This is a genomic window from Lysinibacillus sp. TE18511, assembly GCF_054062295.1.
On the sequence record NZ_JBSSFD010000024.1, the window covers coordinates 37,508 to 63,277 of the forward strand.

General features: G+C 38.9%; 22 protein-coding genes and 1 other annotated feature. Of the genes, 20 read left to right on the plus strand and 2 right to left on the minus strand.

Going from position 1 to position 25,770, the window contains the following annotated elements:
• Positions 1-86 precede the first annotated feature (86 nt).
• The 6 genes from ruvA (at position 87) to ACVWXS_RS16580 (ending at position 5,238) form a co-directional block, all read left to right on the plus strand.
• A complete protein-coding gene (gene ruvA / locus ACVWXS_RS16555; protein ID WP_068983756.1) occupies positions 87-707 on the plus strand; it encodes a Holliday junction branch migration protein RuvA in 621 nt (206 codons plus the stop codon).
• Positions 708-725: 18 nt separating this feature from the next.
• Positions 726-1,730 carry a Holliday junction branch migration DNA helicase RuvB gene (ruvB, locus tag ACVWXS_RS16560; RefSeq protein ID WP_456959144.1) on the plus strand — a complete coding sequence of 335 codons (1,005 nt, stop codon included), beginning with the start codon at positions 726-728 and terminating at the stop codon, positions 1,728-1,730.
• A gap of 17 nt (positions 1,731-1,747) precedes the next feature.
• The gene (gene queA / locus ACVWXS_RS16565) at positions 1,748-2,788 is read left to right on the plus strand and encodes a tRNA preQ1(34) S-adenosylmethionine ribosyltransferase-isomerase QueA (protein ID WP_456959145.1); all 1,041 of its coding nucleotides are present in this window, start codon (positions 1,748-1,750) and stop codon (positions 2,786-2,788) included.
• A 58-nt stretch (positions 2,789-2,846) separates the two neighbouring features.
• A complete protein-coding gene (gene tgt / locus ACVWXS_RS16570; protein ID WP_068983753.1) occupies positions 2,847-3,992 on the plus strand; it encodes a tRNA guanosine(34) transglycosylase Tgt in 1,146 nt (381 codons plus the stop codon).
• Between the two features lie 173 nt (positions 3,993-4,165).
• Positions 4,166-4,426, plus strand: a complete 261-nt coding sequence (gene yajC / locus ACVWXS_RS16575; protein ID WP_456959146.1) for a preprotein translocase subunit YajC — start codon at positions 4,166-4,168, stop codon at positions 4,424-4,426.
• A gap of 176 nt (positions 4,427-4,602) precedes the next feature.
• Positions 4,603-5,238 carry a DUF421 domain-containing protein gene (locus ACVWXS_RS16580; RefSeq protein ID WP_427519904.1) on the plus strand — a complete coding sequence of 212 codons (636 nt, stop codon included), beginning with the start codon at positions 4,603-4,605 and terminating at the stop codon, positions 5,236-5,238.
• Here ACVWXS_RS16580 and ACVWXS_RS16585 read toward each other — a convergent pair.
• Positions 5,235-6,752 carry a putative polysaccharide biosynthesis protein gene (locus tag ACVWXS_RS16585; protein WP_374965787.1) on the minus strand — a complete coding sequence of 506 codons (1,518 nt, stop codon included), beginning with the start codon at positions 6,750-6,752 and terminating at the stop codon, positions 5,235-5,237. The genes ACVWXS_RS16580 and ACVWXS_RS16585 overlap by 4 nt on opposite strands.
• Before the next feature lie 93 nt (positions 6,753-6,845).
• On the opposite strand from ACVWXS_RS16585, the gene ACVWXS_RS16590 reads away from it, so the two are divergent.
• The gene (locus tag ACVWXS_RS16590; protein WP_068983749.1) at positions 6,846-7,154 is read left to right on the plus strand and encodes a post-transcriptional regulator; all 309 of its coding nucleotides are present in this window, start codon (positions 6,846-6,848) and stop codon (positions 7,152-7,154) included.
• A gap of 346 nt (positions 7,155-7,500) precedes the next feature.
• Positions 7,501-9,768, plus strand: coding sequence for a protein translocase subunit SecDF (gene secDF, locus ACVWXS_RS16595; protein WP_456959149.1), 2,268 nt, complete (start codon positions 7,501-7,503; stop codon positions 9,766-9,768).
• Between the two features lie 279 nt (positions 9,769-10,047).
• Here the strand turns inward: secDF and ACVWXS_RS16600 are convergent, their stop codons facing one another.
• Positions 10,048-11,736, minus strand: a complete 1,689-nt coding sequence (locus ACVWXS_RS16600; protein WP_456959150.1) for a methyl-accepting chemotaxis protein — start codon at positions 11,734-11,736, stop codon at positions 10,048-10,050.
• Between the two features lie 320 nt (positions 11,737-12,056).
• Positions 12,057-12,364: a binding site (T-box leader), on the plus strand.
• Between the two features lie 282 nt (positions 12,365-12,646).
• Between ACVWXS_RS16600 and ACVWXS_RS16605 the strand changes: the two genes are divergently transcribed.
• The 12 genes from ACVWXS_RS16605 to ACVWXS_RS16660 all read left to right on the plus strand — a co-directional run.
• Positions 12,647-13,993 (plus strand): chorismate-binding protein, encoded by a 1,347-nt coding sequence (locus ACVWXS_RS16605; protein WP_456959151.1) that lies wholly within the window; start codon positions 12,647-12,649, stop codon positions 13,991-13,993.
• A gap of 2 nt (positions 13,994-13,995) precedes the next feature.
• Positions 13,996-15,027, plus strand: coding sequence for an anthranilate phosphoribosyltransferase (gene trpD, locus ACVWXS_RS16610; RefSeq protein WP_456959153.1), 1,032 nt, complete (start codon positions 13,996-13,998; stop codon positions 15,025-15,027).
• Entirely contained in the window at positions 15,024-15,815 is a 792-nt protein-coding gene (gene trpC, locus ACVWXS_RS16615) for an indole-3-glycerol phosphate synthase TrpC (RefSeq protein ID WP_374965793.1), read from the plus strand. The genes trpD and trpC overlap by 4 nt, the downstream gene beginning before the upstream one ends.
• Positions 15,812-16,426: a phosphoribosylanthranilate isomerase gene (locus tag ACVWXS_RS16620; RefSeq protein WP_402984681.1), complete on the plus strand. Its 615-nt coding sequence runs from the start codon at positions 15,812-15,814 to the stop codon at positions 16,424-16,426. The genes trpC and ACVWXS_RS16620 overlap by 4 nt, the downstream gene beginning before the upstream one ends.
• Positions 16,426-17,634, plus strand: coding sequence for a tryptophan synthase subunit beta (gene trpB, locus ACVWXS_RS16625; RefSeq protein ID WP_456959154.1), 1,209 nt, complete (start codon positions 16,426-16,428; stop codon positions 17,632-17,634). Before ACVWXS_RS16620 ends, trpB begins: the two co-directional genes overlap by 1 nt.
• Complete coding sequence (gene trpA / locus ACVWXS_RS16630) at positions 17,634-18,425, plus strand: tryptophan synthase subunit alpha (RefSeq protein WP_456959155.1); 792 nt, start codon at positions 17,634-17,636, stop codon at positions 18,423-18,425. The genes trpB and trpA overlap by 1 nt, the downstream gene beginning before the upstream one ends.
• A gap of 144 nt (positions 18,426-18,569) precedes the next feature.
• Positions 18,570-18,860 (plus strand): single-stranded DNA-binding protein, encoded by a 291-nt coding sequence (locus ACVWXS_RS16635; RefSeq protein ID WP_456959157.1) that lies wholly within the window; start codon positions 18,570-18,572, stop codon positions 18,858-18,860.
• A gap of 706 nt (positions 18,861-19,566) precedes the next feature.
• Complete coding sequence (ltrA, locus tag ACVWXS_RS16640) at positions 19,567-21,456, plus strand: group II intron reverse transcriptase/maturase (protein WP_456959158.1); 1,890 nt, start codon at positions 19,567-19,569, stop codon at positions 21,454-21,456.
• A 116-nt stretch (positions 21,457-21,572) separates the two neighbouring features.
• Positions 21,573-23,663 carry a single-stranded-DNA-specific exonuclease RecJ gene (gene recJ, locus ACVWXS_RS16645; RefSeq protein WP_456959159.1) on the plus strand — a complete coding sequence of 697 codons (2,091 nt, stop codon included), beginning with the start codon at positions 21,573-21,575 and terminating at the stop codon, positions 23,661-23,663.
• A 34-nt stretch (positions 23,664-23,697) separates the two neighbouring features.
• Positions 23,698-24,210 carry an adenine phosphoribosyltransferase gene (locus tag ACVWXS_RS16650; protein WP_402984693.1) on the plus strand — a complete coding sequence of 171 codons (513 nt, stop codon included), beginning with the start codon at positions 23,698-23,700 and terminating at the stop codon, positions 24,208-24,210.
• 270 nt (positions 24,211-24,480) lie between these two features.
• Positions 24,481-25,338: a PhzF family phenazine biosynthesis protein gene (locus ACVWXS_RS16655; RefSeq protein WP_456959160.1), complete on the plus strand. Its 858-nt coding sequence runs from the start codon at positions 24,481-24,483 to the stop codon at positions 25,336-25,338.
• 144 nt (positions 25,339-25,482) lie between these two features.
• The coding region (locus ACVWXS_RS16660) for a hypothetical protein (protein WP_456959161.1) at positions 25,483-25,770 on the plus strand (288 nt) is incomplete at its 3' end.

The window sequence follows — 25,770 nt, forward strand, 5'->3', positions numbered from 1 at the left end:
GAACGATTACTTGTGTTTTTTCTTATAGTCGAGCATTCGTTCGCTATATGCTATAATCGAAGACGATGATTGTGAGGGATTATAGAATGTATGATTATTTAAAAGGACAAATAAAGCGTATTACTCCTGAGTATATTGTGCTTGAGCAACAAGGAATTGGTTGGCAGCTCAATACACCTAATCCATTTGCGTTCAGGACATCTGCACTTGAGCAGCAAATTTTTGTACATTTGCATGTACGTGAGGATGCTCAAGTGTTATATGGCTTTCCAAATTTAGACCAACGAGAGCTGTTTCGAAAGCTTATATTAGTATCAGGAATTGGACCAAAGGGTGCGTTAGCTATTTTAGCTACTGGGAATCCGCAACAGGTGATAGGTGCCATTGAACGAGAGGATGAATCGTTTTTAGTAAAATTCCCGGGTGTTGGCAAGAAAACGGCCCGTCAAATGATTCTGGATTTAAAAGGTAAACTTGGTGGATTAATGGAGACTATCGAGCTACCTAGTTCAGAGGATGAGCTGCCGTTATTTGGTGTGAATCCATTTAAACATGAGCTTGAAGAAGCTATTCTTGCGTTAATGGCACTTGGTTATTCTGAAAAAGAACTTGAAAAAATACGTCCACAGCTTGAGGAAAATGACAAGCTTGAAACAACAGATGCATTTATGAAACAAGCATTACAATTGCTATTAAAGTTAAAATAGTGAAAAGGGGGGAAGTACATGTCTGAACGTATGATGGCTAGTGAGGCAGGTGGCTATGATGAACAGTTTGAATTATCTTTACGTCCACAAAGATTAGCGCAATACATTGGTCAGCATAAGGTAAAAGAGAATTTACAAATTTTCATTGAAGCGGCAAAGCTTCGTCAGGAAAGTTTAGATCATGTGCTGTTATATGGACCACCTGGACTCGGTAAAACGACATTAGCTGCGGTCATTGCTAATGAAATGAATGTTAATGTGCGCATGACTAGTGGCCCTGCAATCGAACGTCCTGGAGATTTAGCGGCGATTTTAAGCTCACTGGAGCCAGGAGATGTGCTATTTATCGATGAAATACATCGCCTGCCTCGTGCAATAGAAGAGGTGCTTTATCCAGCCATGGAGGATTTTTGTTTAGATATAGTTGTTGGTAAAGGCCCAGAAGCGCGTTCTGTACGGCTTGATTTACCGCCATTTACACTCGTTGGTGCAACAACAAGAGCTGGCGCATTATCAGCACCTTTAAGGGATCGCTTTGGCGTATTATTAAGATTGGAGTTTTATGATAATACTTCACTTGCAGAGATTGTAGAGCGTAGTGCACACTTATTTGATGTTGATATTGAACAAGTAGCAGCACTTGAAATGGCGAGACGGTCGCGTGGGACACCCCGTATTGCCAATCGCCTGCTTAAACGGGTGCGAGATTATGCACAGGTGCTTGGAGATGGTATGATAACTGAGGGACTTGCTAAGCAAGCTCTTGAGCTATTACAAGTCGATCCTAGAGGGCTTGACCATATTGATCATAAACTTGTGACCAATATGATTGAGCGCTTCCGTGGTGGCCCTGTAGGCTTAGATACGTTGGCAGCATCTATTGGTGAGGAACGTGTAACAATAGAGGATGTGTACGAGCCGTATTTGATGCAAATAGGCTTTATTCAACGGACGCCACGTGGACGTGTGGCATCACATTTAGCCTACGAACATTTTGGATATGAATATCCCCAACAAACCTAGAAGAAGGAAGTATTTTCATGCGTGTAGAAGATTTTGATTTTGAATTGCCAGAGGAGCTCATTGCACAAACACCACTTATTGATCGTACGGCTAGTCGGTTAATGGTCGTGACACCAGGCTCACAAAATGTTGAGCATCATCATTTCGCTTATATTTTAGAGGAGCTACAAGCAGGAGACTGTCTTGTGTTAAATGATACAAGGGTCTTACCAGCGCGATTAATGGGCGTTAAAGAAGAAACAGGTGCTCATATAGAGGTACTACTATTAAAGCAAATGGCTGGTACGGATGAATGGGAAACACTTGTTAAGCCAGCTAAACGTGTAAAGGTCGGTACAGTTGTAACATTCGGAGATGGTTTATTGACTGCTACTTGTACAGGAGAGCTTGATCATGGTGGGCGTACATTTGAGTTTAAATATAATGGGATTTTTTATGAAATTTTAGAACAACTTGGTGAGATGCCATTGCCTCCGTATATTCGTGAAAAATTAGAGGACAAGGATCGTTACCAAACCGTTTATGCAAAAGAACGTGGCTCAGCAGCAGCACCAACTGCAGGTCTTCATTTTACAGAAGAATTACTAGAGCAAGTTAAAGCAAAAGGGGTCGAAGTTGTATTTATCACTTTACATGTAGGACTAGGAACTTTCCGTCCTGTAAGTGTAGATTCAATTGAAAATCACGAAATGCATGCCGAATTTTACAGTGTAACGGAAGAAGCGGCATCTATTATTAACCGTGTAAAGAGTAATGGTGGAAAGGTGATAGCAGTTGGTACAACCTCTAACCGTACATTGGAAACAATCGGCTCTAAATATGGAGGCGAGGTTCGAGCAGAGCAAGGTTGGACGTCTATTTTCATTTATCCAGGATACGAATTTTCGGTTGTAGATGGTTTAATAACAAACTTCCATTTACCAAAATCAACCCTTGTCATGCTTGTTAGCACACTTGCGACAAGAGAAACAATTTTAAGTGCGTATAAACAAGCTGTAGAAGAAAAATATCGCTTCTTTAGCTTTGGTGATGCTATGTTTATTCGTCCAAAAGGATAAACTAAGGAAAAAATCGAAGTACTGTTTTTACTTTAGATAAGAGAGGAATATTTATTTTATGACACAACCAGCAATTCGTTATGAGCTACTTCATACTTGTAAACAAACAGGAGCACGCCTTGGCATCGTGCATACGCCACATGGCTCTTTTGAAACGCCAGCATTTATGCCTGTTGGTACACAAGCAACTGTAAAAACAATGTCACCTGAGGACTTAAAGGAAATGAATGCAGGTATTATTCTGTCAAATACGTATCATTTATGGCTTCGACCAGGTAATGATATTGTGAAAGAAGCAGGGGGCTTGCATAAATTTATGAACTGGGATCGCCCGATTCTAACAGATTCAGGTGGTTTCCAAGTGTTCTCACTTAGTCAATTCCGTAAAATTGAAGAAGAAGGAGTTCACTTCCGTAATCATTTGAATGGGGATAAACTGTTTTTAAGTCCAGAAAAGGCAATGGAAATTCAAAATGATTTAGGTTCGGATATTATGATGGCATTTGATGAATGTCCACCTTATCCTGCGACATATGACTATATGCTACAATCAGTAGATCGCACAACGCGTTGGGCTAAGCGTTGTAAAGAAGCTCATAACCGTCCAGAAGAACAAGGTCTATTCGGTATCATTCAAGGGGGAGAATACGAGGACTTACGCCGTCGTTCTGCAGAAGCCTTAGTAGAGCTAGATTTCCCAGGTTATGCAATTGGAGGGCTATCTGTTGGGGAGCCTAAAGACGTCATGAACCGAGTTTTAGAGTTTACTACGCCAATGATGCCAGCGAACAAACCGCGCTATTTAATGGGGGTAGGATCGCCGGATTCATTAATTGATGGGGCTATTCGAGGCATTGATATGTTTGACTGTGTACTACCAACACGCATTGCCCGTAATGGTACATTAATGACTTCAGAAGGTCGTTTAGTTGTTAAAAATGCAAAATATGCACGTGATTTTGGGCCGATTGATCCGAACTGTGATTGCTATACATGTAAAAACTATTCACGCGCGTATATTCGCCACCTAATTCGTACTGAAGAAACGTTTGGTATCCGCTTAACGACATACCATAATCTACACTTCTTATTGAAGCTAATGGAGCAAGTACGTGAGGCAATCCGTGAAGATCGTCTTGGCGATTTCCGAGAAGAATTTTTCGAGAAATATGGTTTTAACGGACCTAATGCGAAGAACTTCTAATATTTAGTAAAAAAATCATGTAAATTTGTGTGAATTAAGAATATTATTAGCAAAATATTGTCTATTATAGAAGAAATATTAGTAATATAGAAAAATTTTGGGCTTGGTCATCGCTTTTTTAAGGTGAAATAGTCTATACTAAAAAAGTGAGAATTGGAAAGGGGGCAAGAATCATGGAACAATATTTTGGATTAATACCAATATTACTAATGTTCGTTGCAATGTGGTTTATTTTAATCCGCCCTGCTAAAAAGAGACAGCAGGAAACACAAAATATGCAGAGTAATTTGCAACGTGGAGATAAAGTTATTACAATCGGTGGCTTACACGGAGAGATCGACTCAATTGAGGACACTGCTGTAACATTAAAAATCGCAGACAATGTGCGCGTGAAATTTGATCGTCAAGCAATCGGACGTATTGTAAATAACTAAGATTTTATCTTTATTCAGTAGAAAATTTCTACATTTAAATGTAAAGGCGTTGTCCACATATAGGATGGACAACGCCTTACTCATTATATTTAGATTTGTCAAAATAACCATTTTGATAAGGCTTTTTTGTATAAAAAGTAACTTACACGGTCACCTTGATGATAGGGGGTGACTGCATGGAAGATTATTTAATGATTGTTTTTAGAACATGCTTTTTATATGTGTTTATCCTAATAATTTTTCGTTTAATGGGTAAACGTGAAGTCGGCGAATTATCTGTCATAGATTTAGTCGTATCCATTTTAATGGCTGAAGTTGCAGCATTTGCGCTTGATGACTTTGAAAGTCCTTTATTTAATGTAATTTTACCAATCATCATATTATTTTTCATTCAAATAACAAGTGCGTATCTTTCACTAAAAAGTAAAAAATTCCGTGACCTTGTTGATGGTGATCCAGTATTACTCATAAGAGATGGTGTCCTTTTAGAAAGTGAAATGCGCAAGCAACGCTATAATTTAGATGATTTATGTCAACAACTACGCGAAAATGGTACTGCTTCTGTCACAGATATTGCTTATGCCTATTTAGAGCCTTCAGGCAATCTTTCTGTTTATAAAAAAGATGAAAAGGCATTTGTTTACCCACTTATTACTGATGGTGATATTCAGGATAGACATTTAAAAATATTGCATAAAGATATTGATTGGTTAATGGCAGAGCTCGCTAAAAATAATATTCAAGATAGTAGCACTGTATTTTTTTGTGTTTGGGAGGATAATCGGCTGCATATTCAGTTGAAAGAAAATTAAACTTTCTTGGCCAACTTACGAAGGTAGCGCAAATCTGTTATGCGTAACTGATTGGACAATAGTAAGAATGTAAATAGTAAAAATAAGGTCACACAGCTACTTAAAATGAATGGTAGTGGCAACATTTGCATCAGGAAATACTGGGTAACACAAACAGCAATAAAGCAACTATATGGAACAACAAACATTCTAAATCCGGCACGTAAATTTTTGCGCTGCCTTACTGTTGCGATATGCAAAAACGAAGTTAGTAAAACACCAAAGCCAATTGCTACAACGGCACCTTTTTCCTGTATACCAGGCTGAGAAGCAAGTACGAACATGACAAAGAGCTTTCCAAGACCACCGTAAATGGAGTTCATCATGGCAGCACGGGCTTCACCAATTGCTTGTAAGATTGAATGCAATGGACTTTGAATATAATAAAAATAAAAAATAGGCGCTAATATTTTCACATAACCACGATTTTCATCTAGGTGAAAGAGCTTCACTGCTAATTCATCGCCATGAACGAAAAAGTACGTAGCGGCAACACAGCCCACCAAGGAAGAAAGTCGCAATGATACAGAAATACGTTCCTGTAGGAGCGGTATATGTTGACGGGCAACAGCGTCACTAACAGCCGGTATAAGGACTATCGAAAGTGCTACAGACACAAAAGCTGGGAATAATAATAGAGGGACTAATACACCCGAAATAACCCCATATAAAATTGTCGCTGCTGAAGCAGTTAATCCAGCCATTGTTAAAGCTTTTAAAAAAATGATGGGCTCTAAAAACCAAGTAAAAGATCCGAATAGCTTGCTTCCAGCAGAAGGAAGGGCAATTCGTAACATCGGGGAGGCAGGATAAGCCTCGATTTTGCTTTTTCGTGTCAATAATTTTTTCTTTGAGACAATATAATGCAACCATAAATACAAGAAAGCAACGACTTCAGCTAGAAGCGTAATCCCCATGGCAGAAGCTGCTGTAACGGCAGCATTATTATAGGCAGCCACTAAAGGAAGCGAAAATGTGATAAAACAAATGCGGATAAATTGTTCAATCATTTGAGACCAAGCTGTTGGTGTAATTTTTGCAATGCCTTGTAAATAGGCACGTAATAATCCAGAGCCAACTGACACTGGCACAGCAAAAAGTGCAATCCATAGCGTGAATGTTGTTTGTTCATTATGTAAAAGTGTAGTCGATATATATGGTATTGTAAGTGCAACCATCGGCATAAAGATGATCATTCCAATAAATGACCAAAGAATAGCCGTACGCATAACACCAAAGATGCTTTCACGTTTGTTTTTAGCTAGTAACTCTGCTACAATTTTTGCCACAGCGATAGGTAGTCCAAGTTGAATGAGTGAGATGAAGAAAATGAACGCTGGATAGACGGTCATATAAATGCCGACTGCCTCTTCACCAGCGATACGCATAAATTGCATTCTATAAAAGAAGCCGAAGAGTTTCGATAAAAAAATTACAAACATTAAAAATAGTGTACCTCGTACAAAAGAACTCATGCCATCCGTCCCTTCTCAAGCCGCAAAAATTCATTTACACTATTTGTATGCAAACATGTCTTACGATACAACTTTGATTGGAGATGATTCAAAATGAGTATCCAACATGAGCAACTATTTGAAAAAATTCGTCCGGCAATTGATAGTAAGATAGAAGAGTGTAAATATTATCAATACGATGCGATTACCGCTGAAGAACTATGGCGCTATTGTGTGGAGAAAAAATGGCGCAAAAAAAATATTGAGCAATTACGTTTACATGAAATTATCGCCACTATTTTTGCGATATCACCGTCTGATATCGTCTCATTTAATCAAGTAGAATTTTTACAAAGTAATGATTGGTTTACAGAATTGAATACGGAAGAGTTAAAAATGCTGCTTGGGCCGGTTAAAATTTAAGAAGACTATGTGAAATTTGTCAAATAATAATAGAATACTAAAAGTGTTGAATTGACACCGAGCGCAACGTGTTTCATAATGAGTGTGTTGCGCTTTTTTTATTTGTAAAAATAATTTTACTGAAAACCCTCCTTATGATTCTTAACAGAAGTTGGAGGCTTAACACCTATTCATACAGGGATAAATTTGCGCGTTATGAACGATTGAAATAAGTAGAGTAATCCTTTTGAAGCACAGGCTACATTATTCTAAAGGAAAAGGGGGAATAAACGTTTCAAAAGGAATTGCAATTATACTTGTTTGTAGTGTAAGAACTCTCTTACACCTATTCGAGGAGGATTTATAAATGAAACTAAAAAGTCGTATAGTTGCATTCGTACTGCTTTTGGTGATCTTTACAGCAACCATTGGTACGACTGTAGGCGGCGTCTTAAAGGATATTAAGCTTGGTCTTGACTTACAAGGCGGGTTTGAGGTTCTTTATGAGGTAACAGAATTAAAAGACGGACAAAAAATTACACAGGATGTTATGACAGCAACAGCAACAGCACTTGGTGAACGTGTAAATGCGATCGGGGTAAGTGAACCGAGCATTCAGGTTGAAGACAACAACCGTATTCGTGTGCAATTAGCTGGTGTGGAAGATCAAGAATCAGCACGTAAATTATTGTCGACTTCTGCGAATTTAACAATACGTGATGTCAATGACAATATATTGTTGAATGGTAATGACTTAAAGCCAGGTGGCGCCAAAGATTCCTTTGATCAGCAAAATCGTCCGATTGTATCGCTAACGTTAAAGGATGCGAAAAAATTTGCTGATGTTACAAGTGAAATTGCGGCGAAACCACCAGGTGAAAACTTACTTGTTATATGGTTAGACTTTGAAGAGGGTGTTGATTCATATAAAGCTGAATCACAAAAAGCGAAGCCTCGTTATGCATCTGCTGCACAAGTTACTCAAACATTAAATACAACAGATGTAATGATTAGCGGTAACTTCTCAGTTGATGAAACAAAAAATTTATCAGGTATTTTAAATGCTGGGGCACTTCCTGTTAAGCTTACAGAAATTTATTCTACTTCAGTTGGTGCACAATTCGGTGATGAAGCATTGAAGAGTACAGTCTTCGCAGGTATTGTCGGCGTAGTCATTATCTTCTTATTTATGCTATTCTACTATCGTTTACCTGGCTTTATTTCCATCATTACACTTACTATTTTCACTTTCCTAGTATTAGTTGTGTTTGGCTGGATTAATGCAGTGTTAACACTTCCAGGTATTGCGGCAATCGTGCTTGGTATAGGGATGGCAGTAGACGCGAATATTCTAGCCGCAGAACGTATTCGTGAGGAACTACGTGTCGGTTATTCGGTGAAACAAGCATTCCAAATTGGTTCAAAGCAGTCCCTGTCAGCCATTATCGATGCTCAGCTAACTACATTATTAGCAGCAGCTGTACTATTCCAATTCGGGACAAGTTCAGTTAAAGGGTTTGCAACAACTTTAATTATCAGTATTTTACTCAGCTTCCTAACAGCTGTTTGGGGGTCCCGAGTACTATTAGGATTACTTGTCAACAGTGGATATTTCAACAGTCCAGCATGGTTTGGTATTGCGAAATCTAAACAGCATAGCTTGGATGAAAATATCGGTACATTAGATTTATCAACGAAATTTGATCGTTTTGATTTTGTGCACAACCGTAAGAAATTCTATACATTCTCATTAGCTATTTTAGTGGCTGGTTTAGTGGTCCTTGGTATTTTCCGCTTAAACCTTGGTATTGATTTCTCAAAAGGTACTCGTGTACAAATTGAAGCAGACCATACGTTGACTATAGAAGAAGTATCTAAATATCTAGATAGTATCGACTTCTCATCTGATGATATCGTTCTTACAGGTGAAAAGAGTAACTCTGCGGTTATCCGTTATAAAGAGGACCTATCTCAAGCAGAAGTTTTAAAATTTAAAAAAGAAGCAGGCGAGAAATATGGTTCTGAACCTGGTGTAAGTACAGTATCACCAACTGTCGGTAAAGAGCTTGCTAAAAATGCGATTAAAGCATTAGCAATTGCGGCTATTGGTATCATTATCTATGTAGCAATTCGTTTCGAGTGGCGCATGGGTGTTGGGGCAATTGCCTCGTTAATACATGACGTATTCTTGATTGTTGCTGTATTTAGCTTTATGCGCTTAGAAGTCGATATTACGTTCATTGCTGCTGTACTGACGATTGTCGGTTACTCTATTAATGATACGATTGTTACATTTGACCGAATGCGTGAAAACTTAAATCGATATGATACAATTAAGGACCGCGAAGTATTAGCGGATATCGTTAACAAATCACTTCGTCAAACGATGGGTCGATCTGTTAACACGGTGTTAACGGTTATTATCGTTACAGTGGCACTTCTTATTCTAGGTGCACCATCGATTCAAAACTTCTCAATTGCGTTATTAGTTGGTTTGATCACAGGTATGTATTCTTCAATATGTATCGCTGCACAAATCTGGTATTCATTAAAAGTTCGTGAAATGAAAAAATCAGATGGTCAAATCCACAAAAAAGAGAAAAAACAATGGGGAACTGATGAACCTACTGTTTAACATCAGCTTATAATACGAAACAGGGAAGGAAATATTTCTTTCCCTGTTTTTTTATGGAAAATAATAGAGAGGGAATGAAGAGCTGAAATGGACGGATAGAAAAGGCAAAGTGACGGATAGAAAAGGCAAAGTGACGGATAGAATAGCCCAAAGTGACGGATAGAAGAGTTGAACAGACGGATTACTTCATCCACAACATTTAATGCAGAACCTTTTAAATACAAAAAAAGAAACTGTTTGCTTTCTTCGGAAAAGCAACAGTTTCTTTTGTATGATCTATTAAAGTTTAAATTGCTGTAGTAAAGACTGCAGCTGCTGAGCGTTGTTGCTTAACTCCTCCGCTACCTCATTAACTTGCTGCATGGTTGCTGCCTGCTCATCTACTGCTTCAGCGATGATTTGTGCATTACTCGCAGAAACGCTCGAGCCATTTGCAATTTCTGTTACAGAGGCAGCTACTTCTTCAGCACTTGCTGAAATCTGTTCGGAAGTGGCTGAAATATCCTCGATTTGATCGGTAAATGTTTGAACAGATTCTGTGATGGAATAGAATGCATCTCCTGCTTCGTGAATTTTCGCTACGCCATCCTGGACAGATGCTAATCCTGCATCAACAGCAGCTGCTACATTACGTGTATCCGTTTGAATTTCATTTGTGAGAGCGACAATTTGACCAGCAGATTGATGTGATTCCTCTGCAAGCTTTCGTACCTCATCTGCTACGACCGCGAAGCCTTTGCCATGCTCACCAGCTCGTGCTGCTTCGATGGCAGCATTCAGTGCTAGTAAATTTGTTTGTTCAGTAATCGTAGTAATCACTTTTGTAATTTGTCCAATTTCTTCAGATTGCTTACTTAGCTTCTGCGTTAAATCGGCAATTTGAGTAGTAGTCTCAGAAATTGTATCCATCTGTTCTTTAGCCGTTGTAATCGTTGTGCCTCCTGTATGGGCAAGTTGTGTCATATTCATGGCATTGTGATGCAAAGTTTGTGTAGCTTGAGCGATTCGTTGTACACCAGCAGCTGTTTCGTCCATAGCGATTGCGCTTTGTTGAGAGACACTAGCAGCTGAAGATAAATGATTTGTCGTATCTTGTACACGATGTGCAATGTCATTTGAAGTTGCTGTCACTTCTACTGTGCTTGCAGAAAGCTCTTCGGACGCGGCAGACAAATGTGTAGCATTGTCTTGAACATTGCTTATTAATACAGTTAAGTTTTGTTTTAGTGTATTTACTGCTCCTGCAAGTGTACTAATCTCATCTTTAGCGTTATGTTCAAGTTGAGCAATCGTTAAATCGCCTTGTGCTAATGTATCGGCTGCGTCAATCACTTTAAGCAGCGGTTTGGTGATGGAAGTTTTTACGAAATGCATAAAATAAAAACCAACGATTGCACTTAAAAAAAGTAAGACAATAGAAATAATAATAGCTCGTGCAACTGTTTGAACAACACTTGTTTTGACTTGTTCAAGATTTTTATCATGATAATCTAATAAATCACTAGTTAGAAAGTAAATTTCGTCACTGCTTTTTGAAACTTCCTCATTTATGTATGACAATGCTAAATCTGTATTTCCATTATTGAATGCTTGTCTAGCTTTATCAGAGCTTGTTTGTAAATCTTTCTGTAATTCAGTCACTTGCTTCATAATATCTATTGTGTAATCGGAACGAACAATGCCTGAAAGTTCATTAATCGTTTCGGGCAATACTTTTTCATAATAATCTAAAGTTTCTTTTGTCTCTTCATCCTTATTACTTAGAATATAAGCGTTTAAAAATAGCCCTTGTGAGGCAAGCTCCTGTCGTATTTTCTCTGTTAATCGGATTTGCTCGATTCTGTGATCGAGTACCTCTATTATATCTCCTTCAACCGATTTAAATTGAATGAATGAAATAATACTTGACACTAAAAGTAAACAAGTGAGTGAGATAAAACCGATATTTAATTTTTTACGAACGGACATATTCGTTCCTACTTTCTTTAATTGTATTAGAGAATTCAAGTTCTGAAATTAATATAACTTGATATTTTTTTTAGGTCAATACTTGAAAAATACTCAAAAGTAGGCAGTTTTCATCCTATTTTACGTAAAATGGAAATGAGGAATTCTACCTTTATATAGCGATGGAATTTTTCTAACATTCTCACTTTTTATCTGAATTAATTGACAATTTCAGTAGTATGGCATAAAATAAGGCTAACTTTTTGTTCGGTACAGGCTAGGAGGTCTCGGGAGCGAGATCAGCCTTAGAACAGATGAGCTGAGTTTAGATGAGAATAGCTGAGAAATTGTTGAATAAGAGTAGTAGCATAAGTGTGCAATTTAGAGAGTCAGTGGATGGTGCAAACTGATTTGTAACTTATGTGAATGGACTTATGAGAGTCGCTTAATCAGGATGCAATTACGCCAAAGCGAAATTGATGATAGCGAACGGATTCCCCACGTTATAGGGGGTGCTTCCACTTAGATAAATCTTTTGCCATTAACCCAAAAGATACGTCAATTTAACTGGCGAACTAAGGTTGAGCACATAAGGGAGAGCAAATATGCTCTAATATGAGGTGGCAACGCGGTCTTGATCGTCCTCTGCAATTAGGAAAAATCCTTTTTGCAGGGGGCTTTTTTTATTTTTTCTCAGAGACTCCTGTCGAATAACGGCAAGTTAAGACCTAATAGTGTTTGTGGCAACAAACTGAGGAGTCTTGATAGTCAGTCGGCGGAAAGGCAGGTGCATGAAAGATTGAGAAAGCTACAATATGCCTCGCTCCACATTTGAAGTAGAGCCTTTTATTCAACAAACGTCTATTCAGCGGCTAAACCTTTAAAAGTCTTACATTCTATTTAGGAATATTAAAGAAGGAGCTTGATAATTATGTTATCGACGAGTTCAAGAACAACAATGAAAACCATAAATGCTGATTCTTTAACGCCGATTTTAATTTTTAGACGCTTACAAGGCAATTACAAATTTTTGTTAGAGAGTTCGGCACAGCATGAGGGAGCAGGACGCTATTCTTTTATCGGTGCGAATCCAAGAAAAACATATAAAGGCTTTGGAGATGAGATTCAGGAATATTCATTTAAGACTGGAAAAACGTATACGCATAAAGGCGACCTTTTCGTCTTACTGAAAAGATTAATGCCACGTATATCCAATACGACACAATTCCCGTTTTCCGGTGGAGCTGTAGGCTTTGTTGGTAAGGGGGCAACGTCGGTATTAACTACTGAACAGGATAAAGTGCAGCTACCAGATGTGCACCTCCATGTGTATGAGACAGTCATTGTATTTGATCATATAACAGACGAAGTTACATTAATTCATACGAATATTGATGCAGAAAAGAAAGAACCAAATTTAGAGGAGTTGGCTGAACAACTGTTAAAGGGCAGAGAGGATGAGGATAAAACATGTAGTTATCGGCAGCTCGAAACGACAACGAATGAACAATTTGCGACAACCCTTACATCTATCAAAGCTTCCTTGGATAAAGATATTACAAGGGTCGTACTGTCACAGCGTTTGTTAGCGAATTTACAAGGGGATGCTTTCGCTTTCTATCGTCAATTGCGTAAAAAACATCCTGCTCCCTATATGTATTATGTAGAATTTGAGGATCATATTGTTTTGGGAACATCTCCCGAAAGTCTGATTCGAGTACAAGGTGAGCGTGTAATTGCAACACCAACAGAGGGGACATTTCCTAGAGGTTCCATAAAAAGTGAAGATTTAGAACATGAACGAAAGCTATATAACAACACAGATATTAGGAAGTCACATGCTGTACTTGTATCTGCTGTTCAACAGGAGCTTCAGTCCGTGTGCTTCCGAGATTCCATTCAAGTCATTGAGGCGATGAGAATTGAGCGTTCAAAGCATTCATTACACATGACATCGAGAGTCGAGGGTCAAATTTTACCGATGCTTCATGCTTTGGATGTATTAGCTGCGACGTTACCATCCTTACCATCAACAGGGCTTCCAAAAAAATATCGTCAAACCGTTGAGGTATTAAGAGGAGCTATCGGATTTATTGGTTTTAACGGTCATCTTGATTTTGCTTTACTAGGGAAATCTATTGTCTTCGAAAATGAAACGATGCATATGCAATCAACTGTAACGGTAACCAAATACACAAATGTTAAGGAAGTTTTAAATCAAGTAGAAGAGGACGAACAGGGATTTTTACAATTAGTTGAAAAAGCAGGAGGTCACTAGTAATGGAAGATATTTGTCAAAAAGTACAACAGCGAGAGCATTTAATGTATGAGGAAATGCTGCAGGCAGCAAAATGGATCTTCCATGATGATACACCGAAGGAAGAAATCGCAAGCTTTTTAACGGCACTATCAGTGAAAGGTGAGACTGCACATGAAGTAGCGGCATTAGCAACTATAATGCGTTCGTTTGCACTAGATGTACCAGTAAAAGCAGGCGTATATATGGATAATTGCGGTACTGGTGGCGATGGGCTCAATACATTTAATATTAGCACTGCTTCCGCCTTTGTACTAGCAGGGGCTGGTGTCAAAATGGCGAAGCACGGAAATCGTAAAATTTCTTCAGCATCGGGAAGCGCGGATGTTTTAGAAGCACTTGGGATTCATACGAATATTTCCATTGAACAAACTGTTGATCTGTTAGAGAAAGAAGGAATTGCTTTTTTATATGCTCCAAATGTGCATCCGAAATTAAAGAGAATTGGAGAGGTTCGTCGAGCACTAGGCAAGCCAACTATTTTTAATCTCGTCGGTCCACTTACAAATCCAGTGCCTTTATCAACACAATTTACGGGCATTAATCGTCCTAATTTTGTCATGGAATATGCCTCCGTCTTACAAATGCTTGGGCGGAAACGTGCAATGGTCGTTTCAGGGCCTCAAGGTTTAGATGAGGCGTCATTAGCAGGTCAAAATACGTTTGTCTTAGTAGATAAGGGAGACTTAATTCCATTTTCATTAACCGCAGAGGATGCAGGTCTTAGTTATGCACCGTTAGAGGCTATTCGAGGAGGCAATGCAGATGAAAATGCTGCTATTATGCGTAAATTATTAGCCGGAGAACAAAGTGCTTACTTTGACACAGTTTTATTGAATGTTGGTATAGGGCTGTTCAGTTATGGAGTTGCTGAAACTGTTAAAGAGGGTGTAGAAATGGCGAAGGATAGTATTTTTAGCGGGCGTGCACGCCGAAAATTAGAGGCAGTCGTTGCTTATAGTGAGAACATTAAAGAAGTGGAGGTCCAACAATGAATATTTTAAATAAAATTCTCAAACAAAAAAAAATCGAAGTTAATGCTTTACTTGAACAGCCCGATCCATTAGCAAATTTTACAGAAAAACCGCGTCCATTACTATTTGAGCTATTGCGAAAAGCTGAAACATTGCAGGTTATTTCTGAAATGAAACGTGCTTCACCTTCAAAGGGGTTAATTGCAGAAGGAGCAGATCCAGTTGCACAAGCAAAAATTTATGCACAAGCAGGGGCAGCGGCAATTTCTATTTTAACTGATAAAGAGTTTTTTAAAGGCTCCTTTGATGACTTGGAAGCAGTTGCAAATGCTGTTCAAACGCCACTTCTTTGTAAGGATTTTATAATTGATCGTGTGCAAATTCGATTTGCTAAGGCATCAGGTGCATCTATTATTTTATTAATTGTAGCTGCGTTAACAGATGAGGCATTACGTGACTTGTTTAGCTATGCAAAAAGCTTAGATTTAGAGGTGTTAGTTGAAGTGCATGACCTTGAGGAGCTTGAACGTGCTATTGCAGTAGGAGCTAAGCTAATTGGCGTCAATAACCGAGATTTACGCACTTTTGAGGTGAGCTTAGAACGGACTCGTGAAATTGCTGAAGCTTTCCCGTTCAAAGAGGAGCGGGTATTAATCAGTGAAAGCGGTATTTGGACACAGGAAGATGCCAAAGCAGTGGCATCTATGGGAGCTAGTGGTGTACTTGTCGGTGAAGCATTAATGCGTAGTGGTGATGTTAGAGCTGCTTTACAAAGTTTACAGGTAAATAAGGTGGGAGCAACTGTATGACAAAGGTAAAGATTTGTGGACTGCAGGAACAACACCATGTGCAAGCAGCTATAAAGGCGGGAGCGGATGCAATTGGTTTTGTCTTTGCTCCTAGTAAGCGTCAAGTGACAATTGAACAGGCTCAGCAATTAGCAAAACATGTGCCAGCAGGGATTTTAAAAATTGGTGTTTTTGTCAATCCAAGCGCACAAGAATTAAGAACGGCAGTGGAAAGCGTCCCTTTAGATTACGTGCAATATCACGGGGAGGAAACACCAGACTTTATTCATGAACAAGGCTATCCAGCAATCAAAGCATTGTCCGTACGTTGTGCTGAAGATGTTCGGGTAGCTGCTAATTATGATGTGGACTATTACTTATTCGATGCCCCAGGGACGGATTTCAAAGGAGGTAGTGGTCATACGTTTGATTGGACCCTTCTTGAATTGGTAGGGATTCCGCAAGATAAGTTAATGTTAGCTGGTGGTTTAAAGGTTGAGAATATTGAGGAGGCAGTGTCACTTGTGTCGCCATATATGGTAGATGTTTCGAGTGGTGTGGAGACAGACGGTGTAAAAGATATAACAAAAATTAATGCATTTATTCACGCAGTCAAGAAGGGAAGAGCATAATGGCGAATTCAATTGCAAATAGTGTACCTTCGAAGGAAGGTCGTTACGGAAAATTTGGTGGACAATATGTGCCAGAAACATTAATGACAGCTTTGTTAGAACTGGAGACAGCTTATGATGAGGCAATGAAAGATCCAACATTCACGGATGAGCTTACCTATTATTTACAACAATACGTTGGTCGTGAAACACCATTGTACTACGCTGAAAATTTAACAAAAGAGCTTGACGGAGCAAAGATTTATTTAAAGCGTGAAGATTTAAATCACACTGGAGCTCATAAGATAAATAATGCGATTGGTCAAGCGCTTCTTGCAAAACGAATGGGTAAAAAGAAAATTGTGGCTGAAACAGGTGCAGGGCAACACGGGGTAGCAACGGCTACTGCTTGTGCATTACTAAATCTTGAATGTGTTGTCTTTATGGGGGCCGAGGATATAGAGCGCCAACAGTTAAATGTGTTTCGTATGGAATTGCTTGGAACAAAAGTGGAGTCTGTAGAAACAGGTTCAAAAACATTGAAGGATGCAGTCAATGCAGCACTTCGCTACTGGGTAACAAATGTTGAGGACACTCATTATATTTTGGGATCAGCGTTAGGTCCACATCCGTTCCCAAAGATCGTAAGGGATTTCCAGCGTGTAATTGGTGAAGAAACTAGAAAGCAAATTTTAGAAAAGGAAGGACGTTTACCAGATGCAGTCGTGGCCTGTATAGGTGGTGGCAGTAATGCAATCGGTATGTTTCATCCTTTTGTCGACGATGAGACTGTGGCGCTATATGGAGTAGAGGCTGCGGGAAGTGGCATTGAAACAGGAAAGCATGCAGCGGCAATTGCTGGTGGACAGTTAGGAGTCTTACACGGTGCATACATGTATTTATTACAAGATGAAAATGGCTTTGTGCAGGAGGCACATTCTATTTCAGCCGGGCTAGATTATCCGGGGAAGGGTCCTGAGCATTGTTATTTACATGATATTGGGCGTGCTAAATTTAATTCGATTACAGATAGTGAAGCACTTGAGGGCTTGCAGTTACTAAGTAGAACAGAAGGAATACTACCTGCGCTAGAAAGTTCTCATGCTATTGCCTATACAGCAAAGCTTGCGAAAACAATGTCTACAGATGACATCATTGTTGTATGTTTATCAGGCCGAGGAGATAAGGATGTTCATACTGTCCGTAAAGTGTTAGGAGGAGATAGATAATGACAACATTACAGCAGGCAATTGAACAAACAACAGTCACTGGTAATAAAGCATTTATACCATACATTATGGCAGGTGATGGGGGGCTGGAGACTCTGAAGCCAACAATCCTGCAGCTGCAGCAAATGGAGGTAACGGCGATCGAAGTGGGTATTCCATTCACTGATCCTGTAGCAGACGGTCCAACAATAGAGCAGGCAGGAGAACGAGCTTTAGCAGCTGGCGTAACTTTACGTAAAGTTTTCGAAACACTTGCCTCATTCAAAGAAGAAATTCATGTTCCATTAGTTGTTATGACTTATTTTAATCCTGTTTTAGCTTATGGGTTAGAAGCATTTGCTGAAGCCTGTGTAGCAGGGGGCGTCAAAGGGTTAATCGTCCCTGATGTACCACTAGAGGAAAGTACCATTTTACGTGAAACATTAAATCCTCATGGTATCGATCTTGTCCAGCTTGTATCGTTAACAAGTCCTCCAGAGCGAATTGCACGTATTGCCGCTGCTAGTCAAGGCTTTGTCTATGCTGTGACAGTAAACGGAATTACAGGGGCTCGCACAAAATTTGCTCATGATTTAAAGGAGCATTTTGCACACTTACGTGAAGTTAGTCATATACCTGTGCTTGCTGGCTTTGGAATATCGACTCCTGAGCAGGTGGTAAGCATGGGGGCACTTGGTGATGGTGTCATCGTTGGCAGTGCAATTGTAACAGCTTTACATGAAGGTAATTTAACGAAGATTGAGGCATTAGTGTCCGCTTCAAAAGGTGATCTTGAAAAGTCTACTCTTTAACGGAGTAGGCTTTTTTTGTATGTCGGTTAGAAAGGTATAGATGACGGATTGAATGGAGAATCGGAAGGAAAAAACTATCAATCTGATGGATAGTGCGGACAAGCTAGATTTTCGGTATAATAGCCTTCGTAAGGAAGTGAAAAGATGATTCTATCGAAAAAAAGATGGCAGGTAGAGCGTCCAGACGCAATGCTTGTACAAACATTACAAAATGACCTACAACTTTCTGCGATTGCAGCGAAAATTTTAGCGGCGCGAGGCTGTGAAACAACTGCTGACGCAGAGAGCTTATTAAATATGACAGAAGCAAGTATCCATGACCCGTTTTTAATGCATGGCATGGCAGAAGCTGTGGCACGTATTGAGCAAGCACTTGAAAACGGAGAGAAAATCCTAATTTATGGAGATTACGATGCCGGTGCGACACGTTTCTAAGTGAAAAGCTTAGACACTAGGGAGTCGCTTAATTTCCCTAGGAGAACTGATTTCTTGATAGGTGGAATGATGGAGTAACGCCCTGAAACGCCTACTCTGATACTCCGACATGCTTTAGCTAAGGTTAACTAGTGAAGTATGAAGCTCGGTGAAGTCGGCAGAGAGATACCGTAAGTAAGTTGGATTAGTAACTTACACGAAAGCTGTCCAGCGGTGGATAGTGTATCCTATATGCCGGGAGTCCATAAAGTATCTATGGTTAGAATGTGCTGCACAAGCACTGACGAATCTCTGAATGTACGGGTCTAGACGTAGATGTTACAGAAATGTAATAGGTGGCAGTGCCATCGTATGTGTGGGTGAGTAAAAATCTGCAGTTATGAAACCCCATAATTCGTTACAGGCGAATTCAAGCATACAGGACTATAGGAGAAACCTAAGGATATATGCAAGGATAGAGGAATCGGAACGTGGAAAGCGAAGGATGTGGAGGTATTAACCGACCTATGAAGCAGTTCAGTAAATAAAGGGCATTGACCTACTAAAACTGATTTATCTTCGTGAGAGTGGAGTCATAGTACCTTTGAAACCATGATAATAAATGGTGGAGGGATAGGCTCTAGTCGGAAGTTTCAAAGACTTATAAATGCATAACAGACACAGATTCGAGTATGACTAATAGAATCACCACTTGAGAAAGGTGCTGATGTCTGTGGCAAATTCACGAATCGTACAACATGTTAAAAAGTCCAAGTTAAGAAATGCTGAATATTATAGTATGCAATCAACATTTGACATGCTATATGACCAGAGTAAAAACAATAGTAACTTCAAAAATTTAATGGGGATTATCAGTTCGTCTGAGAACATTAAGTTAGCGTATCGTAATATTAAGAAAAATACTGGCAGTAAAACAGCAGGGGTAGATGGTCGAACAATCGAGCATATATCGAAGCTTACGGAGGAACAATTCATCCTCTATGTCAGAAACAAATTAAGAGATTACAAACCGAAAGCAGTAAGACGAGTTGAAATACCCAAGCCTAATGGTAAAACAAGACCACTAGGAATTCCTGCAATTTGGGATAGAATAGTCCAACAATGTATTTTACAAGTTCTTGAACCTATAGCAGAGGCAAAATTCTCAGGTAGAAGTCATGGATTTAGACCAAACCGTTCAGTAGAAAATGCAATTGCACAAAGTTATCGGTTAATGCAAAATTCTAAAATGTCTTATGTAGTTGACATTGATATTAAAGGATTCTTTGATAACGTATCACATGTAAAATTATTAAAACAAATGTGGACATTAGGTATACAAGATAAAAACTTACTCACGATTATTTCTAAAATGCTTAAAGCCAAAATCAAAATGCCAGATGGAAAAATTATTGAGAATGAGAAAGGTACACCACAAGGAGGAATTCTCTCTCCTTTACTATCTAATATTGTTCTCAATGAATTGGATAGATGGATTGAAAGCCAGTGGGAAAACACTCCGATTTGTAAGGATAAAATAATTATTCGAAAAGATAGAGGGAATTCAACAGATAAAGGAAATCCATATTACCATCTAAAGAAAACCCGATTAAAGGAATGTTACATTGTTCGATATGCAGATGATTTTAAAATATTCTGTAGTAATCCTAATCATGCGAAGAAGTTATTTATCGCAGTCCAAAAATGGCTAAAAGATAGACTTGGCTTAGAAATTAGCGAAGACAAATCAAAAATCGTGAATCTTAAAAAGGACTATTCTGAATTTCTAGGGTTGAAAATGAAACTCATACCAAAAGGAAACAAATGGGTTGTGAAAAGCCATATGTGTGATAAAGCAGTACAGCGCACGAAGAATAACCTAAAAGAAATTATTAATGGTATTCGATATGATAGTGGCTCAAATGACCAAGCAAGAAAAATAGCTCTATATAACTCAACTGTAATAGGACTTCATCAATATTTTCGTATAGCAACAATGATAGCCGAGGATATGGGAAACATCGCATATGAAGTAAACGCGTGCTTGAAAGACCATCGAATGAAACGGCGAATCAAGAAAACAGGTGTTATCACATCTGATTTCATCAAGAAGGAATACGGAAAAAGCAAGCAACTTAGATTTATATCACGAGAACCGTTTCTACCTATTGGCTACATTAAACACAAAAGTCCAATGATGAAACGAAATGCAGTAAATGCATATACAAAAGAAGGTAGAGAAGAAATTCATAATAACCTTTCTACTATCGATGTCGGCGTACTTCGTTTCTTAATGGAACATCCGATTTCACAACGAAGTGTTGAATATAACGATAATCGAATTGCATTATACTGCGCACAAAGAGGTAAATGCCGTGTAACAGGGCAAGAACTAAATCCGATGACACTTCACTGCCATCACAAAGTACCACGATTGCAAGGTGGTACTGACGAATACAAAAACCTCTGTCTCGTTGATAAAGACATTCATATTTTAATACATGCTAAAGATGAAGAAACAATCTCAAAGTATAAACATCTAATTACGAATATGAAAAGTTTAAACAAGTTAAATACGCTAAGAGAGAAATTAGAAGTAGAACAATTAACAATCTAATTTGGACGATTAGACATATAAGAAAAGTGAATTCTGTTAAGTTATGTAGATTACCAAAGTTTTGAATCTATTCGATGGAACGCCGTGTGAGGTGAAAGTCTCACGCACGGTGTGAAGTGGGGGAAAAGCTAGAGATAACTTCAAAGGCTTACCTATCACTATATGGTGTTACAAGCACGACAGTAATGCTCAATGTGCTGCTAGATCTAGGTGCCGATGTGTCGTTTAAAATACCGAATCGATTTATTCACGGCTATGGACCACATGAAGCGCTATTTCGCGAAGCACATGACGAAGGTGTTCAGCTAATTATTACAGTGGATAATGGTATTTCAGGTATTGAACCGATTCGTGTAGCGAAGGAACTAGGTATGGATGTGATCGTCACAGATCATCATGAGCCGGGTGATGAGCTACCGTCAGCAGATATTATTTTACATCCGCGTATACCGGAAGGACATTATCCATTTGGCGAGCTTGCAGGTGTGGGTGTAGCGTTTAAGTTAGCGCACGCTCTATACGGGGAACTTCCAACACACTTAATTGAATTTGTTGCTGTTGGAACCGTAGCGGATTTAGTGCCATTAGTTGATGAAAACCGCTACCTTGTAAAACGAGGAATAGAAGAAATGCGCCGTTCACTTAGCCCTTGGATACAGGCAATGTGTGAAGTAGCAAGTGCAGAACAAACTAAAATTAACGAAGAAACTATCGGTTTTTATTTTGGACCGCGTTTAAATGCAGTTGGTCGACTTGGAGAAGCGGCACCGGGTGTAGAGCTATTAATGGCAGAGGATAATGCTAAGGCAATAGCATTAGCAAAACAGTTGAATGCGTGTAATAGCGAGCGCAAAGATATTGTAAAGAGTATTACAGATGAGGCTATTGCTCTCATTGAATCTGACAAAAAAATTGGGGAATCACTCGTTTTAGTTGTTGCTGGAGAAGGTTGGAATGCTGGAGTTGTTGGGATTGTTGCATCTCGTCTAGTCGAGTTATATTATCGACCAACAATTGTGTTAGCGCTTGATTATGAAAAAGGGACAGCTAAAGGCTCTGCTCGTAGTATTGAAGGATTCCATTTGTATAATGAACTAGCGAAGAATCGCGATATATTACCTCATTTTGGTGGGCATCCTATGGCAGCCGGTATGACCTTATCCATTGACCATGTGGATGAATTGAGATCGCGTTTAGATACTCAAGCAAGGGCTTGTTTATCAGAAGAGCATTTGACACCTGTACTTAATATTGATATACCACTAAAAATGGATGAAATCTCAGCAGACGCGATTGAAGAGATTTCTACACTTGGTCCATTTGGTACAGATTTTCCGAAGCCTGTTTATGTCCTCGAAGATGTAGAAATCGCCTCGATGCGTAAAATTGGAGCAGCTGAAAATCATATTAAAATGGAACTAACTGATGGCTATGAAAAATTGGATAGTGTCGGTTTTAATAAGGGACATCTACACGACGAGCTAACATTTGGAATAAAAGTATCATTCACAGGGGATTTACAAATTAATGAATGGCAGGGACGTAAAAAGGCACAATTTATGATAGAAGATGTTCAAACGACAGAGTGGCAATTATTTGACATTCGTGGTATACGTCAAACATCACGCTGGTTAAATACTGTACCAAAGGAAGAGGCAACGTTTATCGCCTTTCGTCCAGAAACGATTACCTATTATCAGTCACTTATTGGTGTACCGATTCTAGCAGTTGATTCTACGCTTTCAAATGTAAATCCAAGCCAGTATATCGTACTATTAGATTTGCCACAAAATGTTCGAATGTTAGAAAATGTATTACAGAAAACAACACCTTCCCGTATATATGCACACTTTTACATGCCAGATTCACAGTATTTCAATGGGTTGCCTACGCGTGAGCAATTCTCCTGGTACTATAAGTTTCTAAAAAATCGACCTGCTTTTCCATTAAATATGCATTTGGATGATCTAGCGAAGCATACAGGTTGGCCATTAGATGCATTAAAATTTATGACACAGGTGTTTTTTGAGCTTGATTTTGTTAAAATGGAGAGTGGACTGACGACTGTCAACGTGAATGCCCCAAAACAAGCACTCACAGAGGCACCGTCTTACAAACAGCGTTCAGAACAGATTGAAATGGAGCAAAAGCTAGTATATGCCCCTTATATAGAATTAAAACAATGGTTTGATGAACGATTACATTAATATACGAAATAGGTTTCGTAGGAGGAGCAATAACATGGATTTAAAGCAATACGTAACAACGGTTGAAAACTGGCCAAAAGAGGGCATCAGTTTCAAAGATATTACAACAATTATGGATAACGGTCCTGCATACAAATATGCAACAGATCAAATCGTAGATTACGCAAAAGAACTAGGTGCTGAAATTGTAGTAGGTCCAGAAGCTCGCGGCTTCATTATCGGATGCCCGGTTGCTTATGCGCTTGAAATTGGTTTTGCACCTGTTCGTAAGCCAGGAAAATTACCACGTGAAGTAATAAGTGCTGACTACGGTCTTGAGTACGGTAAAGATACGTTAACAATGCACAAAGATGCGATTAAACCAGGTCAAAAAGTATTAATCTGTGATGACTTACTTGCGACTGGTGGTACAATTGAAGCAACAGTACGTTTAGTTGAACAATTAGGTGGTCAGGTTGTTGGCTGTGCATTCCTTATCGAGTTAACAGAGCTAAACGGACGTGCAAAACTTGGCGACATTAACATAAAAACACTTATTGAATATTAATAACTATTGGATACTTGCTAAACGAATTAGTTGATTGTAGTGGAGATTGAACACCTCTCAGAAAAGTGCTCAGATGGACCAGAAATCTACCCTTCGTTTTCAGGAGAGCCATAATTTATTTAATATGGCACCTTAAAGTCATTGGCATAAAGTACTTCAATAATATGAAAAGCGTCACATTTTTGTGGCGTTTTTTTATTTATATATAGATTAATCGATATAGTAAGGTATTAGTAACAATATAAATTCTAAAGTAAGGGAGAGTTAGCTTTGTTATATTATGTAATTGATGCTTTTACAGAGATTAAATTTGGCGGTAATCCAGCAGGTGTAGTGATCCATGAAAATTTAGATGAAGTGTTTATGCAGAAATTTGCTGCAGAAGTGCGTTTTTCAGAAACCGCATTTATTAAAAAAATAGACAATGAAAATTTTGACATAAAGTTTTTTACACCGACTGCACAGGTTGAACTTTGTGGACATGCTATTATTGCATCTTTTAAGGCATTATTAGACAGTTGTGCGATTGAAGATAATAATACATATTTTATGAACACACTCGCCGGCACACTTGCTGTGGAAGTGAATCAATCATTTATTATGATGGAGCAAGCTGAACCTCAGTTAGGAAAAATATTCGATGATTATGATAGTTTGACTAACCTTTTCAAAATTGATAAAAGTCAAATAGGAGATATAAATGTCAATTTAGTTCCTCAAGCTGCAAGTACGGGTCTTTGGGATATAATGCTTCCAATAAAAACAAAGGATGATTTATATGCTTTAAATCCCGATTTTAAAGCACTAGCCGAATATACAAAGATCAATAAAGTGGGGGGCGTGCATGCATTTACGCTCGACACAAAAGAAGGGATAGCGGAGAGTAGAAACTTTTGTCCACTCTACGGTATTGATGAGGAAGCCGCAACAGGTACTTCAAATGGGGCGTTAACTTATTATCTTTTTCATAACCACGTACTAAATAAATTCGATCAAGAGTACTCGTTTCTTCAAGGGTATAGTATGGGCAGACCTTCTAACATCATTACAAAATTAATAAATAAAAATAATCCAAGAGTTATGGTAGGAGGGCAAGCAATTATCTTGTCAAAAGGGGAACTATGCTAGGATTAATTAACTTCTTACCATATATTCAAACAGAATAGATTTAAAACAGCGACGCGATTATATATTTGCACATGTTAACACTATGTTTTTACATTATAAATTAGAGAGACGTGCCAGAAGATACACGCTATGTGAATTGGTTGATTGGTGTGGAGACTGAGCGACTCCTTGAGGATCAGCAATAGAGGAACGAAGACTAAAACCATCACATCCTGTGATAACGCCTTCGTGACCAACATCCTGCTGTTGCTGTCGCTACGTTGCACTACGCTTTCGCGCAAAAAACACCTGTTGGCCCAAGCGGCTCATCGGACGCCCCCAGGGAGCTTTGCTCTGCGCGAAAGCGAAGCGACAGCAACAATGTTTTATCTGTGCGAAAGCGAAGCGACAGCAACAATGTTTTATCTGTGCGAAAGCGAAGCGACAGCAACA

Coding starts and splice junctions, on each gene's coding strand:
- ruvA (WP_068983756.1), top strand. CDS start 87: ATGTATGATTATTTAAAAGGACAAATAAAGCGTATTACTCCTGAGTAT.
- ruvB (WP_456959144.1), top strand. CDS start 726: ATGTCTGAACGTATGATGGCTAGTGAGGCAGGTGGCTATGATGAACAG.
- queA (WP_456959145.1), top strand. CDS start 1,748: ATGCGTGTAGAAGATTTTGATTTTGAATTGCCAGAGGAGCTCATTGCA.
- tgt (WP_068983753.1), top strand. CDS start 2,847: ATGACACAACCAGCAATTCGTTATGAGCTACTTCATACTTGTAAACAA.
- yajC (WP_456959146.1), top strand. CDS start 4,166: ATGGAACAATATTTTGGATTAATACCAATATTACTAATGTTCGTTGCA.
- ACVWXS_RS16580 (WP_427519904.1), top strand. CDS start 4,603: ATGGAAGATTATTTAATGATTGTTTTTAGAACATGCTTTTTATATGTG.
- ACVWXS_RS16585 (WP_374965787.1), bottom strand. CDS start 6,752: ATGAGTTCTTTTGTACGAGGTACACTATTTTTAATGTTTGTAATTTTT.
- ACVWXS_RS16590 (WP_068983749.1), top strand. CDS start 6,846: ATGAGTATCCAACATGAGCAACTATTTGAAAAAATTCGTCCGGCAATT.
- secDF (WP_456959149.1), top strand. CDS start 7,501: ATGAAACTAAAAAGTCGTATAGTTGCATTCGTACTGCTTTTGGTGATC.
- ACVWXS_RS16600 (WP_456959150.1), bottom strand. CDS start 11,736: ATGTCCGTTCGTAAAAAATTAAATATCGGTTTTATCTCACTCACTTGT.
- ACVWXS_RS16605 (WP_456959151.1), top strand. CDS start 12,647: ATGTTATCGACGAGTTCAAGAACAACAATGAAAACCATAAATGCTGAT.
- trpD (WP_456959153.1), top strand. CDS start 13,996: ATGGAAGATATTTGTCAAAAAGTACAACAGCGAGAGCATTTAATGTAT.
- trpC (WP_374965793.1), top strand. CDS start 15,024: ATGAATATTTTAAATAAAATTCTCAAACAAAAAAAAATCGAAGTTAAT.
- ACVWXS_RS16620 (WP_402984681.1), top strand. CDS start 15,812: ATGACAAAGGTAAAGATTTGTGGACTGCAGGAACAACACCATGTGCAA.
- trpB (WP_456959154.1), top strand. CDS start 16,426: ATGGCGAATTCAATTGCAAATAGTGTACCTTCGAAGGAAGGTCGTTAC.
- trpA (WP_456959155.1), top strand. CDS start 17,634: ATGACAACATTACAGCAGGCAATTGAACAAACAACAGTCACTGGTAAT.
- ACVWXS_RS16635 (WP_456959157.1), top strand. CDS start 18,570: ATGATTCTATCGAAAAAAAGATGGCAGGTAGAGCGTCCAGACGCAATG.
- ltrA (WP_456959158.1), top strand. CDS start 19,567: ATGTCTGTGGCAAATTCACGAATCGTACAACATGTTAAAAAGTCCAAG.
- ACVWXS_RS16650 (WP_402984693.1), top strand. CDS start 23,698: ATGGATTTAAAGCAATACGTAACAACGGTTGAAAACTGGCCAAAAGAG.